The sequence below is a fragment of the Pseudomonas sp. RIT-PI-AD genome (assembly GCF_025642785.1).
In the GTDB taxonomy this organism is placed as follows: Bacteria; Pseudomonadota; Gammaproteobacteria; order Pseudomonadales; family Pseudomonadaceae; genus Pseudomonas_T.
The window spans coordinates 20715-35758 of sequence record NZ_JANZKU010000029.1 but is presented as its reverse complement, the minus strand read 5'-3'; the positions used below and the strand labels follow the sequence as shown (position 1 = coordinate 35758).

General features: G+C 62.8%; 15 protein-coding genes and 1 pseudogene. 12 read left to right on the top strand and 4 right to left on the bottom strand.

Features of this window, described 5'->3' with window-relative positions; genetic code table 11:
* Positions 1-25 precede the first annotated feature (25 nt).
* Positions 26-973, bottom strand: coding sequence for a folate-binding protein YgfZ (locus OGL92_RS19405; protein WP_263146814.1), 948 nt, complete (start codon positions 971-973; stop codon positions 26-28).
* 131 nt (positions 974-1104) lie between these two features.
* On the opposite strand from OGL92_RS19405, the gene OGL92_RS19400 reads away from it, so the two are divergent.
* Positions 1105-1359: a succinate dehydrogenase assembly factor 2 gene (locus OGL92_RS19400; RefSeq protein WP_263146812.1), complete on the top strand. Its 255-nt coding sequence runs from the start codon at positions 1105-1107 to the stop codon at positions 1357-1359.
* Positions 1343-1795, top strand: a complete 453-nt coding sequence (locus OGL92_RS19395; protein WP_263146810.1) for a protein YgfX — start codon at positions 1343-1345, stop codon at positions 1793-1795. Before OGL92_RS19400 ends, OGL92_RS19395 begins: the two co-directional genes overlap by 17 nt.
* Here OGL92_RS19395 and nadB read toward each other — a convergent pair.
* Positions 1764-3380, bottom strand: coding sequence for an L-aspartate oxidase (gene nadB / locus OGL92_RS19390; protein ID WP_263146808.1), 1617 nt, complete (start codon positions 3378-3380; stop codon positions 1764-1766). The two genes, OGL92_RS19395 and nadB, sit on opposite strands and share 32 nt — an antisense overlap.
* A 366-nt stretch (positions 3381-3746) precedes the next feature.
* Between nadB and rpoE the strand changes: the two genes are divergently transcribed.
* The 10 genes and pseudogenes from rpoE to pdxJ all read left to right on the top strand — a co-directional run bounded on the left by rpoE (position 3747) and on the right by pdxJ (position 13282).
* Positions 3747-4328, top strand: coding sequence for an RNA polymerase sigma factor RpoE (rpoE, locus tag OGL92_RS19385; protein ID WP_143487279.1), 582 nt, complete (start codon positions 3747-3749; stop codon positions 4326-4328).
* A gap of 30 nt (positions 4329-4358) precedes the next feature.
* Positions 4359-4787 (top strand): annotated as a pseudogene (locus OGL92_RS19380) (sigma-E factor negative regulatory protein); the annotation flags it as partial.
* A 686-nt stretch (positions 4788-5473) separates the two neighbouring features.
* On the top strand, positions 5474-6901 hold the full coding sequence (locus tag OGL92_RS19375; RefSeq protein ID WP_263146805.1) for a DegQ family serine endoprotease: 1428 nt from the start codon (positions 5474-5476) through the stop codon (positions 6899-6901).
* A 148-nt stretch (positions 6902-7049) separates the two neighbouring features.
* Positions 7050-8849, top strand: a complete 1800-nt coding sequence (gene lepA / locus OGL92_RS19370) for a translation elongation factor 4 (RefSeq protein WP_263146802.1) — start codon at positions 7050-7052, stop codon at positions 8847-8849.
* A gap of 5 nt (positions 8850-8854) precedes the next feature.
* Entirely contained in the window at positions 8855-9709 is an 855-nt protein-coding gene (lepB, locus tag OGL92_RS19365) for a signal peptidase I (RefSeq protein WP_263146798.1), read from the top strand.
* 93 nt (positions 9710-9802) lie between these two features.
* A complete protein-coding gene (locus OGL92_RS19360) occupies positions 9803-10180 on the top strand; it encodes a DUF4845 domain-containing protein (protein ID WP_263146795.1) in 378 nt (125 codons plus the stop codon).
* A complete protein-coding gene (gene rnc / locus OGL92_RS19355) occupies positions 10177-10866 on the top strand; it encodes a ribonuclease III (protein WP_263146792.1) in 690 nt (229 codons plus the stop codon). Before OGL92_RS19360 ends, rnc begins: the two co-directional genes overlap by 4 nt.
* A complete protein-coding gene (gene era, locus OGL92_RS19350) occupies positions 10859-11761 on the top strand; it encodes a GTPase Era (protein ID WP_263146790.1) in 903 nt (300 codons plus the stop codon). The genes rnc and era overlap by 8 nt, the downstream gene beginning before the upstream one ends.
* Positions 11762-11841: 80 nt before the next feature.
* Positions 11842-12537, top strand: a complete 696-nt coding sequence (gene recO / locus OGL92_RS19345; protein ID WP_263146787.1) for a DNA repair protein RecO — start codon at positions 11842-11844, stop codon at positions 12535-12537.
* Entirely contained in the window at positions 12530-13282 is a 753-nt protein-coding gene (pdxJ, locus tag OGL92_RS19340; protein WP_263146786.1) for a pyridoxine 5'-phosphate synthase, read from the top strand. Before recO ends, pdxJ begins: the two co-directional genes overlap by 8 nt.
* Before the next feature lie 10 nt (positions 13283-13292).
* Here the strand turns inward: pdxJ and cmoB are convergent, their stop codons facing one another.
* Together cmoB and cmoA are read right to left on the bottom strand one after the other, a co-directional pair.
* Positions 13293-14261 carry a tRNA 5-methoxyuridine(34)/uridine 5-oxyacetic acid(34) synthase CmoB gene (gene cmoB / locus OGL92_RS19335; protein ID WP_263146784.1) on the bottom strand — a complete coding sequence of 323 codons (969 nt, stop codon included), beginning with the start codon at positions 14259-14261 and terminating at the stop codon, positions 13293-13295.
* A complete protein-coding gene (gene cmoA, locus OGL92_RS19330) occupies positions 14258-14998 on the bottom strand; it encodes a carboxy-S-adenosyl-L-methionine synthase CmoA (RefSeq protein ID WP_263146781.1) in 741 nt (246 codons plus the stop codon). Before cmoA ends, cmoB begins: the two co-directional genes overlap by 4 nt.
* Between the last annotated feature and the right edge of the window lie 46 nt (positions 14999-15044).

Here is a 15044-nt window from a genome sequence, read left to right as displayed (position 1 = left end):
GGACGTCGCCCGCTCAGTGTAGGTCTTAGCGCTGGATTTCACGGTCCGCGTCGAGGGTGTAGGGCAGTTCCAGGCGTTGCAAGGCGGGGCCCTCGGGGCTGCCGAGATGGATGCGCCCATCGGCCGCGGCGTCTTCCTGGAGCACCGCGAGCAGTTCCACCCCGGTCTCCGCGGACGCGGCCAGCACCACCTCGCCCACGCTGGTGGCATGCACCGGGGAGAACAGGGGAGTGGCGGCCGCCGGCGGGACTTGCATGTCCCCGGTGCCGGCCAGGCGATGCAGGCGGCGCTTGAGCTTGCCCAGGTACTGCATGCGCGCGACGATCTCCTGGCCGGTGTAGCAACCCTTCTTGAAGCTCACGCCCCCGACCGCCTGCAGATTGATCATTTGCGGGACGAACATTTCCCGGGTGGCGCCGAAAACCTGTCCGACCCCGGCGCGTACCTGGCCCAGTAGCCAGTCGTTCAGCGGCGCCTGCGGCAGGCTCGCGTCGAGGCGAGCGCGCAGGGCCTCGCCCTCGGCGATCGGCGTCCAGAGCTCGATGCGCCGGGCGTCCAGGCGGATGGCCAATGTCCGCCCCGCACGCGCCACCTGGCCCGCTTCGGCGCCAGGGGTCAGCTCCAGCTCGTCGAGCAGGGCGTCGGCGCCGTACAGGCCGAAGCGCGCCCAGGCGGCGCTTTCGTCGTCCAGCCGCGACTTGGAGAAGGCCGCGTATTTTTTCAGTTCCGCGAGTTGGGTTTCGAGCAGTTCATGGGCCATCGCCAGAAGGAAGCCGTCTTCCTCGGCGACGATACGGAAGCTGGAGAGCATGCGCCCCTTGGGCGTGCAACGTGCGCCGAGGCTGCTCTCGTGGGCCGTGAGGTAATTGAGGTTGCAGGTCACTTGGCCCTGGAGGAATTTGGCGGCATCCACGCCGCGGACGGCGAGCAGGCCTTCGTGGGTCAGGGGGCAGAAAAACGCGGAATGAGCCATTGGCGGTCGCTGGGAGATGACTGAGGCGTCATCATAGAGCCGCCTTCCCGGCTTGTCAGCGGGTGCGGCCAGCGGCCCGGCATCGCTATAATGCCGGCCTACTCAAAAGGGTCGCGCTCAAGGAGCCTCCGATGGCCGATGCTACAGAACTCAACCGCCTCTACTGGCACAGCCGTCGCGGCATGCTGGAGCTGGACGTGCTGTTGGTCCCCTTCGTCCGCGAGGTGTATGCGGACCTCGAGGCAGACGACCAGGCCCGCTACCGCAAGCTCCTGGAGTGCGAGGATCAGGACATGTTCGGTTGGTTCATGCAGCGCGGCGAGCCGGAAGACGCCGATCTCAAACGCATGGTTCGCATGATCCTGGATCGTGTCCAGCCCAAGTGACGTCTTCGAATGCCACTGGCGGCCCTCGCGGCGCCTGATGGCGCTCTATCTCTCATTGCAGGTCCTCGCCTGGATCGCCCTGGCGATCAGCGATCTGCCGCCCTGGGCAATCGGGCTCGGCCTGTGTTTCTGCTGCTGTCACGCCCTGCTTAGCGGGCCGCGCGATCTTTTCCTCACTTCTCCGGCCGCCTTCACCGGCCTGCGCCACGACGGCGAAAATTGGCAGCTATGGTCTGCGCGCGAGGGCTGGGTGAGCGTGCGGTTGCGCCCGGACAGCCTTGCGCTGCCCGTCGCCGTGGTGCTGCGCTTCCAGCTCGAGGGCCAGCGCAGAGTGCGTGGGCTCTGTGTGGCGTCGGATGCGCTCGAGCCCCGGGAGCACCGCCGCTTGCGGGTGCGGCTGCGCTTCAGTCGCCGTAGATGGGCGGTGTCAGGATAGTGTCTCGGGCCTCGGCGGCCTGTTCCGGGTAATCCAGGGTGTAGTGCAGGCCCCGGCTTTCGTGGCGTTGCATCGCCGAACGGATGATCAGTTCGGCCACCAGGGCCAGGTTGCGCAACTCGATGAGGTCGCGGCTGACCCTGTAGTTGCTGTAGAACTCGTCGATCTCGTCGAGCAGCAGCCGTACGCGGTGCTGGGCCCGTTGCAGGCGCTTGTTGGTGCGGACGATGCCGACGTAGTCCCACATGAAGCGCCGCAGCTCATCCCAGTTGTGCGCGATGATCACGTCTTCGTCGGAGTCGGTGACCTGGCTGGCGTCCCAGCTCGGCAGACCCGTTGGCATCTGCACGTCGGGCAACCGCGAGACGATGTGTTCGGCCGCCGAGCGGGCATAGACGAAGCATTCCAGCAGCGAATTGCTGGCCATCCGATTCGCGCCGTGCAGGCCGGTGAAGGTGGTTTCCCCGATGGCGTAGAGGCCGGGCACGTCGGTCTGCCCCTGCTGGTCGACGACGACGCCGCCGCAGGTGTAGTGGGCGGCGGGCACCACCGGAATCGGCTGGCGGGTGATGTCGATGCCGAAATCCAGACAACGCTCATACACGGTGGGGAAGTGTGCCTTGATGAAGTCGGCCGGCTTGTGGCTGATGTCGAGGTAGACGCAATCCGCGCCGAGCCGCTTCATTTCGTGATCGATGGCCCGCGCGACGACATCCCGTGGAGCGAGCTCCGCGCGTTCGTCGAAACGCTGCATGAAGCGTTCGCCATTGGCCAGCTTGAGCAGGCCGCCTTCGCCCCGCACGGCTTCGGTGATCAGAAAGCTCTTGGCCTGGGGATGGTAGAGGCAGGTCGGGTGGAACTGGTTGAACTCCAGGTTGCCGACGCGGCAGCCCGCCCGCCACGCCATGGCGATGCCGTCTCCGCAGGTACTGTCGGGATTGCTGGTATAGAGATAGACCTTGGAGGCCCCGCCGCATGCCAGCACGACGAAACGCGCGTGATAGGTGTCGACTTCGCCGCTGGCGCGGTCGAGGACATAGGCGCCCAGGCAGCGATGGCCTTGCAGGCCGAGGCGGCGTTCGGTGATCAGGTCGACGGCGACGCGCTGTTCGAGCAGTTCCACGTTGCGACGCGCCCTGGCCTTGTCCAGCAAGGTGTTGAAAATAGCCGCGCCGGTCGCGTCGGCGGCATGGATGATGCGCCTGTGGCTGTGCCCGCCTTCGCGCGTCAGGTGGAATTCGAACCCCCCGTCCTCGCGCGCGGTCTGGTCGTCCCTGGTGAAGGGCACGCCCTGCTCGATCAACCACTGGATGGCTTCGCGGCTGTGTTCGACGGTGAAGCGGACCGCGTCCTCGCGGCACAGGCCGGCACCGGCGATCAGGGTGTCCTCGACATGGGAGTCCACCGTGTCCGCATCGTCCAGCACGGCAGCCACTCCGCCCTGGGCCCAGAAGGTCGAGCCGCTGGCAAGCTCGCTCTTACTGAGAACGGCAATGCGCAGGTGGTCCGGCAACGTCAGCGCTAAGGTCAAACCGGCAGCACCGCTGCCGATCACCAGAACATCGTACTGATAGTGTTGGCTCATTGTTGGATTCCGCGAGGGGGCGGTCCCTAGTATATAGAGGGGGGGAACGGCACAATAGCCGATCACGGCCCATGATGGCGCTCTGGAACTTTCTCAGGTACCGGGGTTCCATTGCAGGGTCACCCTTGAAAGGGACACTGCTTGTTCGCGATGACGAAGGCTTCGAGCTTTAGGCACATTCGGCTCAAGTGAAAAATTACTCGTGCAGCGGGATAAGGGTCCTGCTGCACGATTCCGTGCAGGATGAAAACCGTTCTGCAGGAAGCTTGCTTGGAGGGGAGAACTTTTGCGCAACGCCCGAGTCTATTTTGGCAGCTTGATCTGCCGGCCGGCGCGACATTCCTTCGAACGTCAGGAGGAAGGTCGATGCTGACCCAGGAGCAGGATCAACAGTTGGTTGAGCGGGTGCAGCGCGGCGATAAACGGGCTTTCGACCTGCTGGTACTGAAGTACCAGCACAAGATCCTTGGATTGATCGTGAGATTCGTCCACGACACCCAGGAAGCCCAGGATGTCGCCCAGGAAGCCTTCATCAAGGCTTACCGAGCACTCGGGAACTTCCGCGGAGACAGCGCTTTTTATACATGGCTGTACCGCATCGCCATCAACACGGCGAAAAATCATCTGGTGGCGCGCGGAAGACGTCCTCCAGATAGCGATGTAAGTGCCGAAGATGCCGAATTCTATGATGGCGACCATGCTCTCAAGGATATCGAGTCACCGGAGCGCTCGTTGTTGCGGGATGAGATCGAGGGCACCGTTCATCGAACCATCCAGCAGTTACCAGAAGATTTGCGCACCGCTCTAACATTGCGTGAATTTGATGGTCTGAGTTACGAAGACATTGCGAGTGTCATGCAGTGTCCAGTTGGTACCGTGCGCTCCAGGATATTCCGGGCGCGTGAAGCCATCGACAAAGCCCTGCAACCTTTGTTGCAGGAAGCCTAGGCAGCGGCGACAGCCAAGAGAGGAACCACCATGAATCGTGAAACCCTGCAGGAATCGCTGTCCGCGGTGATGGATAACGAAGCGGACGAACTGGAACTGCGTAGAGTACTGAGCGCCAGTGAAGGTGCAGATGTACGGGAAAGCTGGGCACGTTATCAAGTCGCTCGCGCGGCCATGCATAACGAACTCCTGCTGCCCCAGATGGATATCGCTGCCGCCGTTTCCGCAGCCATCGCAGCAGAGGCCGTGCCTGCCAAAGCCCGTGCGCCTTGGCGCGGTTTGGGCCGCTTGGCAGTAGCCGCCTCCGTGACTGTCGCTGTATTGGCGGGCGTGCGTCTTTATAACCAAGACGAAGTGGCCGGCGCGCAATTGGCTCAGCAAAATGCCAAGCCCATGCAACAACCGTCCTTGGTCATGCCGCAAGCGAAAGGCCCGGCCGTCTTGGCAGGTTATACCGAAGAAACCACCCTTGACGCGCCTGCGGCAAATGCTGAATCGGGTCAAGCAGCATGGCAAGAAGAGAATCAGGCTGTTCCGAGCGTGAACGGCTCTGCCTCCGAAAATCGCTAAGGAAGCGAAGCTGTATAGGTAATGGGCTTCGTTGGTCTAGCTACTTATATGGCATAAGCTGTGATGCTCCGAGATAGTCTTGCCTTGTACGTTCGTACATAGGCATCAGAAACTTCTCCACTCATGAGAATGGCACCGCATAGATGCGGGTGGAGAAGTTCGGGGTAGTCATTCCGCCATCATCGATCTGACGTCTCGTTTCATTCCGATTTGTATCTTAATTTCTCGTATTCGAAGTTCCCGATATAGGGTAGGTTTTTCTGTGCGCGAAACTTGAAGGCTCGATGGTTAACGTTTCCGTCTTTGCGGTCTTCGGGAACCTTTCGATGATTCATAGTCGAATGCTGGTGATTTCTGCACCGTCGAATCAAGCGAAATGCTTTGGCCTGTAGTTCAGACTGGACGTTTAAATCGGATGGCCTGGTTGTAGGCGGATTCAACCTTAATGTTGCCTCAGACCCTCAAGTGGGTTGAGGCGAGGTCAGTCGATATGCTCGGCTGGTCGTGTGTCGGCTCTCAGATCGTCCGATCTGTTTCGAGCCTTATTCCTCGTTGTGTAACGGGAGCTGTATCAAATGTTCAACTTGAGAGCTTATCTAACAGCGGTAGCGACTGTACTTCTGTTAGGGCAGTCATTGACTGCGTCCGCGGATTTGCCTGACTTCACGCCGCTCGTCGAAGAAGCATCGCCTGCGGTGGTGAATATCAGCACGCGTCAGAAGCTACCTGATCGGAATATCGCAAGTGCCCAGGGCATGCCCGATCTCGAGGGCCTGCCGCCGATGTTTCGCGAATTCTTCGAGCGCAGCATGCCGCAGATGCCGCGTAATCCGAACGGTGGACGCCAGCGCGAGGCGCAGTCCCTGGGGTCGGGTTTCATCATCTCCGCGGACGGCTACATCTTGACCAACAACCACGTGGTTGCCGACGCGGACGAGATCATTGTCCGCCTGTCGGACCGCAGCGAGCTCAAGGCCAAGCTGATAGGCGCCGACTCCCGCACCGACGTGGCCCTGTTGAAGGTGGAAGGAAAGAACCTGCCCATCGTCAAGCTCGGCAAGTCCGAACCACTCAAGGTCGGGGAATGGGTACTGGCCATCGGCTCTCCCTTCGGCTTCGATCATTCGGTCACCGCGGGTATCGTATCGGCGAAAGGCCGTAATCTGCCCAACGAAAGCTATGTACCTTTCATCCAGACCGACGTGGCGATCAACCCGGGTAATTCGGGCGGTCCGCTCTTCAACCTGAAAGGCGAGGTGGTGGGCATCAACTCCCAGATCTTCACCCGTTCCGGCGGCTTCATGGGGCTGTCGTTCGCGATCCCGATCGACGTGGCCTTGAGCGTATCCGACCAGTTGAAGGCCGATGGCAAGGTCAGCCGCGGGTGGTTGGGCGTGGTAATTCAGGAAGTGAACAAGGACCTGGCCGAGTCGTTCGGTCTGGAGAAACCCGCCGGTGCCCTGGTGGCGCAGGTTCTCGAAGATGGCCCGGCCGCCAAAGGCGGTCTGCAAGTGGGTGATGTCATCCTGAGCCTCGACGGTCAGCCGATCATCATGTCGGGTGATCTGCCGCACTTGGTGGGAGCGCTGAAGCCGGGCGCGACGGCCAACCTGGAAGTGGTTCGTGAAGGCACCCGCAAGACCCTCAAGATGACCATCGGCAACCTGCCGGACGAGGGCGAGGAAATGACCGGGCCGGGCGCCGCGCCGGGTGTGGAGCGCAGCAGCAATCGTCTGGGCGTCACCGTTTCCGAGCTGACTGCGGAACAGAAGAAAGGCCTCGACCTCAAGGGCGGCGTGATCATCAAGGAAGTCCAGGACGGTCCTGCGGCCCTGATAGGCCTGCGTCCCGGCGACGTGATCACTCACCTGAATAACCAGGCGGTCGATTCGGCGAAAAGCTTCGAGCAGATCGCTCAAGGCATCCCGAAAAATCGCTCGGTATCCATGCGGGTCTTGCGGCAAGGACGAGCCAGCTTCATTACCTTCAAGCTGGCGGAATAAAAGCAACGATACGAAAGGGCGACTTAGGTCGCCCTTTTCGATTGGCCCTCTCTATTTACCGGGCGTGACGTTACGTCGGCCTATCGGGTAAACTCCGCGACTATTTTTCGACGAGCAACCGGCTCGTGGTTATTTCGAGTGTTGATCCGTGAGTGATCTGAGTCATATCCGCAATTTCTCCATCATCGCCCACATCGACCATGGCAAGTCGACCCTTGCCGACCGCTTCATCCAGATGTGCGGTGGCCTCTCCGATCGTGAAATGGAAGCTCAGGTGCTGGATTCCATGGACCTCGAGCGCGAGCGGGGCATCACCATCAAGGCCCACAGCGTCACGCTGCACTACACGTCCCAGGCCGGCCGCACCTACCAGCTGAATTTCATCGACACCCCCGGACACGTCGACTTCACCTATGAAGTGAGCCGTTCCCTGGCGGCCTGCGAGGGTGCGCTGCTGGTGGTGGATGCGGGGCAGGGCGTCGAGGCCCAGTCCGTCGCCAACTGCTATACCGCCATCGAGCAAGGGCTCGAGGTCATGCCGGTGTTGAACAAGATGGACTTGCCCCAGGCCGAACCTGAGCGGGTCAAGGAAGAAATCGAGCACATCATCGGCATCGATGCCACCGACGCCGTGCAATGCAGCGCGAAAAGCGGCATGGGCGTCATCGACGTACTCGAGCGCCTGGTTACGCTGATCCCGCCGCCCCAGGGCAACATCGACGCTCCCTTGCAGGCGCTGATCATCGATTCCTGGTTCGACAACTACCTGGGCGTGGTCTCCCTGGTCCGGGTCAAGCACGGGCGCGTGAAGAAAGGCGACAAGATCCTGGTCAAGTCCACCGGCAAGCTGCATCAGGTGGATAGCGTCGGGGTCTTCACGCCCAAGCACACCGAGATGGCCGATTTGAAGGCCGGTGAGGTGGGTTTCATCATCGCCGGTATCAAGGAAATCCTCGGCGCTCCCGTCGGCGACACCCTGACTCTCTCGACGACCCCCGACGTGGACGTCCTGCCGGGATTCCAGCGGGTCAAGCCGCAGGTGTACGCCGGTCTGTTCCCGGTCAGCTCCGACGATTTCGAGGACTTCCGCGAAGCGCTGCAGAAGCTGACCCTGAACGACGCCGCCTTGCAGTACGAGCCGGAAAGCTCCGAGGCCCTGGGCTTCGGTTTCCGCATCGGCTTTCTCGGCATGTTGCACATGGAGATCATCCAGGAGCGTCTCGAGCGGGAATATGACCTGGACCTGATCACCACCGCGCCCACGGTCATCTTCGAAGTGGTGCTGAAGAGCGGCGAAACCATTTACGTCGATAACCCGTCCAAATTGCCGGATCTGGCGTCCATCGGCGAGATGCGCGAGCCCATCGTGCGCGCGAACATCCTGGTGCCCCAGGAGCACTTGGGTAACGTCATCACCCTGTGCATCGAGAAGCGTGGCGTCCAGCGCGACATGCAATTTCTCAGCAGCCAGGTTCAGGTAAGCTACGATCTGCCGATGAATGAAGTGGTCCTGGATTTCTTCGACCGGCTCAAGTCGGTCAGCCGGGGCTATGCGTCGCTGGACTACACCTTCGACCGTTTCGAAAGCGCCAACCTGGTCAAGCTGGACGTGCTCATCAACGGCGAGAAGGTGGATGCCCTGGCGCTGATCGTGCACCGCGACAAGGCTCACCATAAAGGGCGAGCCCTTACCGAGAAAATGAAAGAGCTGATCCCGCGGCAGATGTTCGACGTGGCGATCCAGGCCGCCATCGGCGGACAGATCGTCGCCCGTACCACGGTGAAGGCCCTCAGGAAGAACGTTCTGGCCAAGTGCTACGGCGGCGACGTCAGCCGTAAACGCAAGCTGCTCGAAAAGCAGAAGGCCGGTAAGAAAAGGATGAAGCAGGTCGGTAGCGTGGAAATCCCGCAGGAAGCCTTCCTCGCCGTTCTCAAAGTGGATAGTTAGGATCTATGTCGATCAATTTCCCGCTCTTGTTGGTAATCGCCGTGGCCGTGTGCGGTCTGCTGGCTCTCGTCGATCTGGTGGCGCTGGCGCCGCGCCGGCGCGCGGCCATCGCCGCGTACAGCGCGCAGGTGGGTGAGCCCGACCCGGAAACCCTCGAACGTCTCGATAAAGAGCCGCTGCTGGTGGAGTACGGCAAGTCGTTCTTCCCGGTGCTGGCGATCGTGCTGATCCTGCGTTCGTTTCTGGTCGAGCCCTTCCAGATTCCTTCCGGCTCGATGAAGCCCACCCTGGAGGTCGGCGATTTCATCCTGGTGAACAAGTTCGCCTATGGCATCCGCCTGCCGGTGATCGACACCAAGGTGATCGAGATCGGCGATCCGCAGCGGGGCGATGTGATGGTGTTCCGCTATCCGAGCGAGCCGGAGATCAACTACATCAAGCGGGTGATCGGTTTGCCCGGCGACACGATCAACTACAGCAGCGACAAGCAGTTGTTCGTCAATGGCCAGCTCGTCGCCGATACCCTGATCGGCGAAGAACCCGGCACCCTCGGCAGCGCCGTGCTGTATGGGGAGAAGCTCGGCGAGGTCGAGTACCAGATCCGCAAGGAAATGAAGCGCTATCGCATCGAGCCGAACCGCGAATGGAAGGTGCCGGCAGGCCACTATTTCATGATGGGCGACAACCGCGACAACTCCAACGATAGCCGCTACTGGAACGACCCGAAGATTCCGAAGGATCTGCTGGGGATGGTCCCGGACCGCAACATCGTCGGCAAGGCGTTCGCCGTTTGGATGAGTTGGCCGGACCCGAAACCTCGCAATCTGCCGAATTTCTCCAGAGTCGGCTTGATTCACTGATTGTTCGCGCCGCCCTCGCGACTCCTGAACGGCGCGGGGTGGCTGCCACGAATATCGAAGCACTGTCCAATTTCAAGAAATCCGGGGTTCAGTATGGGATTTGCGCGTTCGCAAAAGGGAATGTCGATGTTGAGCTGGGTCGTCCTGCTGGCGGTCGTGGCTTTCGTCGCCAGCGCAGCGTTCAAGATGGTGCCGCACTATCTCGACTACATGTCGCTGGAGAAGATCATCAATTCGGTGGAGACCGACAAGGCCGCCCAGGTCCGCAGCGTGAGCGATTTCTATGCCCACCTCAGCAGGGGGATGCAGGTCAATGGCATCCGCGACCTCAATCCGCAGGACATCATCAAGGTCGAAGTGGTGAATAACGAATTCAAAGCGCACCTGGAATACGAAAAACGGGAGCCCTTGATCCGAAACCTCGATCTGGTTGCCCGTTTCAACAAAGATTTCCGCGTGCGTATGCCGTGAGCTTCTCGCTCTCCCGCCTCGAGCGTCAGCTCGGCCATACCTTCAAGGACCAGGAGTTGATGACCCTGGCCTTGACCCACCGTAGCTATGCCGGACGCAACAACGAGCGCCTGGAATTCCTCGGCGATGCCATCCTCAACTTCGTTGCCGGCGAAGCGCTGTTCGAGCGCTTCCCGCAGGCGCGCGAAGGCCAGCTTTCGCGGCTGCGGGCGCGTCTGGTGAAGGGCGAGACCCTCGCGCTGCTGGCGCGCGGTTTCGAACTGGGCGAGTACCTGCGGCTCGGTTCCGGCGAATTGAAGAGCGGCGGTTTTCGCCGCGAGTCGATCCTCGCCGATGCGTTGGAAGCCTTGATCGGCGCCATCTACTTGGACGCTGGCATGGACGTCGCGCGGGCCCGTGTGCTGGACTGGCTCACGGGTGAACTGGACGGCCTGACCCTGGTCGACACCAACAAGGACCCTAAGACCCGTCTGCAGGAATTCTTGCAGTCCCGCGCCTGCGAACTGCCCCGCTACGAAGTGGTGGGCATCCAGGGCGAACCCCATTGCCGTACCTTTTTCGTCGAATGCGAGATCAATCTGTTGACTGAGAAAACCCAAGGTCAGGGCGCCAGCCGGCGCATCGCCGAGCAGGTCGCCGCTGCGGCGGCACTCATCGCCCTGGGCGTGGAGAACGGCCATGACTGAGGCCTCGACCACGCGTTGCGGCTACGTGGCCATCGTCGGCCGGCCCAACGTCGGCAAGTCCACGCTGCTCAACCATATTCTCGGCCAGAAGCTCGCGATCACCTCGCGCAAGCCGCAGACCACGCGGCACAACATGCTGGGTATCAAGACCGAGGGCGACATACAGGCCATTTACGTGGATACGCCCGGCCTGCACAAGAACAGCGAGAAAGCGCTCAACCGCTACATGAACAAGACCGCGTCGGCGGCACTGAAGGACGTCGACGTGGTGATCTTCGTGGTCGACCGCGCGCGCTGGACCGACGAGGACCAGATGGTCCTGGAGCGGATACAGTACGTTCAGGGCCCCGTGCTGGTCGCGGTCAACAAGACCGACCGTCTGGAAGACAAGGCCGAGCTGGTGCCGCACCTGGAGTGGCTGCAACACCAGTTGCCCAAGGCCGAGCTGGTGCCGATCTCCGCCCAGCAGGGCTATAACCTGGACACCCTGGAACGCCTGGTCGCCGAACGCCTGCCGGAGAACGCACACTTCTTCCCGGAAGACCAGATCACCGATCGCAGCAGCCGTTTCCTCGCGGCCGAGCTGGTGCGCGAAAAGATCATGCGCCAGTTGGGCGCCGAGCTGCCCTACCAGATCACCGTGGAAATCGAAGAGTTCAAGCAGGAAGGCCGGATCCTGCACATTCACGCCTTGATTCTGGTGGAGCGGGATGGCCAGAAGAAAATCATCATCGGCGAGAAGGGCGAGCGGATCAAACGCATCGGCCAGGAAGCGCGCAAGGACATGGAGGTGCTGTTCGACTCCAAGGTCATGCTCAACCTCTGGGTGAAGGTGAAGGGCGGTTGGTCCGACGACGAACGCGCGCTGCGTTCCCTCGGCTACCTGGATAGCTGAGTCGCCCACCCTCATGACGCCGTGGCGATGACGCCGCGCCCGTCCTCCCCGGCGGGTCTCGCCGGCAGGCTGCAACCGCCATGAACCTCTCGTTTCCCGCCTTCGTCCTGCACAGCCGTGCCTACCGTGAAAGCAGCGCCTTGGTGGATTTCCTCACGCCGCAAGGTCGGTTGCGTGCCGTGTTGCGCGGCGCGCGCGGCAAGGCCGGAACCCTGGCACGGCCTTTCGTGCCCCTCGAACTGGAATTGCGCGGGCGTGGCGAGTTGAAGAACGTCGCCCGCCTGGAGAGCGGGGGCATTCCCCATATGCTCGGCGGCGAGGCCCTGTTCGGCGGTTTGTACCTGAACGAACTGCTGATCCGTCTGCTGCCGGCGGAAGACCCCCATCCCGGGGTATTCCAGCACTACGCCGCGACCGTCCCGGCGCTGGCCGCCAACCGCCCCCTGGAGCCTTTGCTGCGTGCATTCGAATGGCGCCTGCTGGACGAGTTGGGCTATGGTTTCGCCCTGGATCGCGACTGCCTGGGCGAGCCCATCCAGGCGAATGGGCTGTATCGGTTGCTCCCCGAATCCGGGCTGGAGCCCCTGGCGGATCTTCAGCCCGGTTCGTTCCAGGGCGTTGAACTCCTGGCCATGGCCGAAGCCGACTGGCGGACGCCCGGAGCGCTGGCCGCGGCCAAGCGCCTGATGCGCCAGGCCCTGGCGCCTCACCTCGGCGGCCGTCCGCTGGTCAGCCGCGAGTTATTCATGAATCGCAAGGACCTTTCCCGTGACTGAAGCCAATCGCATTCTGCTCGGCGTGAACATCGATCACGTCGCCACGCTCCGGCAAGCCCGCGGTACCCGTTACCCGGACCCGGTGAAGGCCGCCCTGGATGCCGAGGAAGCCGGCGCCGACGGCATCACCGTGCACCTGCGCGAGGATCGCCGGCACATCCAGGAGCGCGACGTGCTGCTGCTCAAGGAGGTGCTGCAAACCCGGATGAATTTCGAAATGGGCGTCACCGAGGCGATGCTGGCGTTCGCCGAGCGCATCGTGCCCGCTCACGTCTGCCTGGTACCGGAAACCCGCCAGGAGCTCACCACCGAAGGCGGTCTGGACGTGCTCGGACAAGAATCGCGGATTCGCGATGCGGTGCAGCGTCTCGCCGCTCTGGGCAGCGAGGTGTCGCTGTTCATCGACGCCGACCCCCGGCAGATCGAGGCAGCGCGGCGGATCGGCGCGCCGGCCATCGAGCTGCACACCGGGCGTTACGCCGATGCCCAGGGCGTCGCCGAGGTCGCCGATGAGTTGGAGCGTATCCGCGCCGGCGTCGCCCGAGGGCTGGAGCTGGAACTGATCGTCAACGCCGGCCATGGCTTGCATTACCACAACGTCGAGCCGGTGGCGGCGATCCGTGGGATCCACGAACTGAACATCGGCCACGCCATCGTCGCGCAGGCGCTGTTCGTCGGCTTCAAGGCCGCCGTCCTGGAAATGAAACACCTGATCGTCGCCGCGGCCGGTCGCCGGCCGCACTGAACCCCTCGGGTCAGGGCTTGCGCGCGACCAGCACGGCGCGTGCCGGCGCCGGCAAGCCCTCCAGGGTGCGCGAGGGATCGGCCGGATCGAGGAAGTCCGGCAGGGACTGGAAGCGCATCCAAGCGGTGCTGCGCTGCTCCTCGATGGACGTGACGTTAACGTCGACGCAGCGCACCTCGGCAAAGCCCGCCCGGCGCAGCCAGCGCTCCAGGGCCGCCACCGAGGGCAGGAACCAGACATTGCGCATCTGGGCGTAGCGATCCTCGGGCAGCAGCACCTGCTCCGCATCGCCCTCAACCACCAGGGTCTCCAGGACCAGTTCGCCGCCTCGCAGCAGACAATCCTTCAAGGCCAGCAGATGGTCGATGGGCGAGCGCCGGTGGTAGAGCACACCCATGGAAAACACCGTGTCGAAGCCTTCGAGCCGCTCCGGCAGTTCCTCCAGGGTGAGTGGCAGGTGCCAGGCCGGCGCCTCCGTCATGTAGCCCTTGAGGGCGAGGAACTGGCAGAAGAACAGCCAGTTCGGGTCCACGCCCACCACGCTGTCGGCGCCCGCTCCCAGCATGCGCCACATGTAGTAACCGTTACCGCAGCCCACATCCAGTACGCGCTTGCCGGTCAGATCCAGGTGCGGCGCCACCCGCTGCCATTTCCAGTCGGAGCGCCACTCGGTGTCGACATGGGTGCCGAACAGCCGGAACGGCCCCTTGCGCCACGGGATCAGGCCTTGCAGGGCGGCGGTGACCTGGGCGCGTGCGGCGGGATCGCAGTCGCCATCCAGCAGCACTTGGCCTTGCAGATCGATCCGGGTGGCGCTTGGCCGGGGCAGGGCATCGACGGCGGCCAGCCAGCGGGCCAGGTCGCCGTGGCCGGCGGCCAGCTTGGCGTCGAGCTGGCTCGGCAGGTCCAGCGTCCACTCCCGCAGCGGCGTATCGGCCAGGTGTTGTTGCAGGGCATCGAGGTCGAGGCGGCCGATCATGGCAAGGCGATCAGCGAGGCGAAGTTCAGGCACTGGAACCAGGGCACGACCTGGCGGAAACCCGCGTCGAGCAGGCGTTCCCGGTGCACTTCGAGGCTGTCGGGGCGCATGACGTTTTCCAGGGCGCTGCGTTTCTGCGCGATTTCCAGCTCGCTGTAACCGTTGGCGCGCTTGAAGGCGATGTGCAGGTCGGTGAGCAGGCGATGTTCTTCCGCCTCCTCGAAGCGCAGCTTTTCTGAGAGGATCAGCGCGCCGCCCGGCAACAGGGCCCGGCGCAGTCGCCCGAGCAGCGCCGGGCGTTGGTCGGGGGCGATGAATTGCAGGGTGAAATTGAGCGCGATCAACGAGGCGGGCTGGAACTCCAGGGCGAGGATGTCCGCTTCCACCACGTCCACCGGCAGCAGCTCCTGGAACATCGAGTCCTGGCCGTGCAGGTATTCCCGGCAGCGGGTGACCATGGCCGCGGAATTGTCCACCGCCACCACCCGGCAGCCCTCGCTCTTCACGTGGCGGCGCAGGGCCTGGGTCACCGCGCCCAGGGAACTGCCCAGGTCGTAGAGGCAACTGTGGGGCTGGGCGAACTGGGCGGCGAGCACGCCGATGTTCTCGACGATGGTGGGATAGCCGGGCACCGAACGCTTGATCATGTCCGGGAACACGCGCACCACGTCCTCGTTGAAGACGAAGTCGCTGACTTGCGGCTGGGGGGTGGAATAGATGCGGTCGGGGTCGTTCACGGCAGGGTCCGGGCGGCGAAAGCTGGCATTTTAGCCAACTGCCGGC

Coding starts and splice junctions, on each gene's coding strand:
- OGL92_RS19375 (WP_263146805.1), top strand. CDS start 5,474: ATGTTCAACTTGAGAGCTTATCTAACAGCGGTAGCGACTGTACTTCTG.
- recO (WP_263146787.1), top strand. CDS start 11,842: ATGAACCTCTCGTTTCCCGCCTTCGTCCTGCACAGCCGTGCCTACCGT.
- OGL92_RS19400 (WP_263146812.1), top strand. CDS start 1,105: ATGGCCGATGCTACAGAACTCAACCGCCTCTACTGGCACAGCCGTCGC.
- OGL92_RS19360 (WP_263146795.1), top strand. CDS start 9,803: ATGGGATTTGCGCGTTCGCAAAAGGGAATGTCGATGTTGAGCTGGGTC.
- era (WP_263146790.1), top strand. CDS start 10,859: ATGACTGAGGCCTCGACCACGCGTTGCGGCTACGTGGCCATCGTCGGC.
- nadB (WP_263146808.1), bottom strand. CDS start 3,380: ATGAGCCAACACTATCAGTACGATGTTCTGGTGATCGGCAGCGGTGCT.
- rpoE (WP_143487279.1), top strand. CDS start 3,747: ATGCTGACCCAGGAGCAGGATCAACAGTTGGTTGAGCGGGTGCAGCGC.
- lepB (WP_263146798.1), top strand. CDS start 8,855: ATGTCGATCAATTTCCCGCTCTTGTTGGTAATCGCCGTGGCCGTGTGC.
- cmoB (WP_263146784.1), bottom strand. CDS start 14,261: ATGATCGGCCGCCTCGACCTCGATGCCCTGCAACAACACCTGGCCGAT.
- OGL92_RS19405 (WP_263146814.1), bottom strand. CDS start 973: ATGGCTCATTCCGCGTTTTTCTGCCCCCTGACCCACGAAGGCCTGCTC.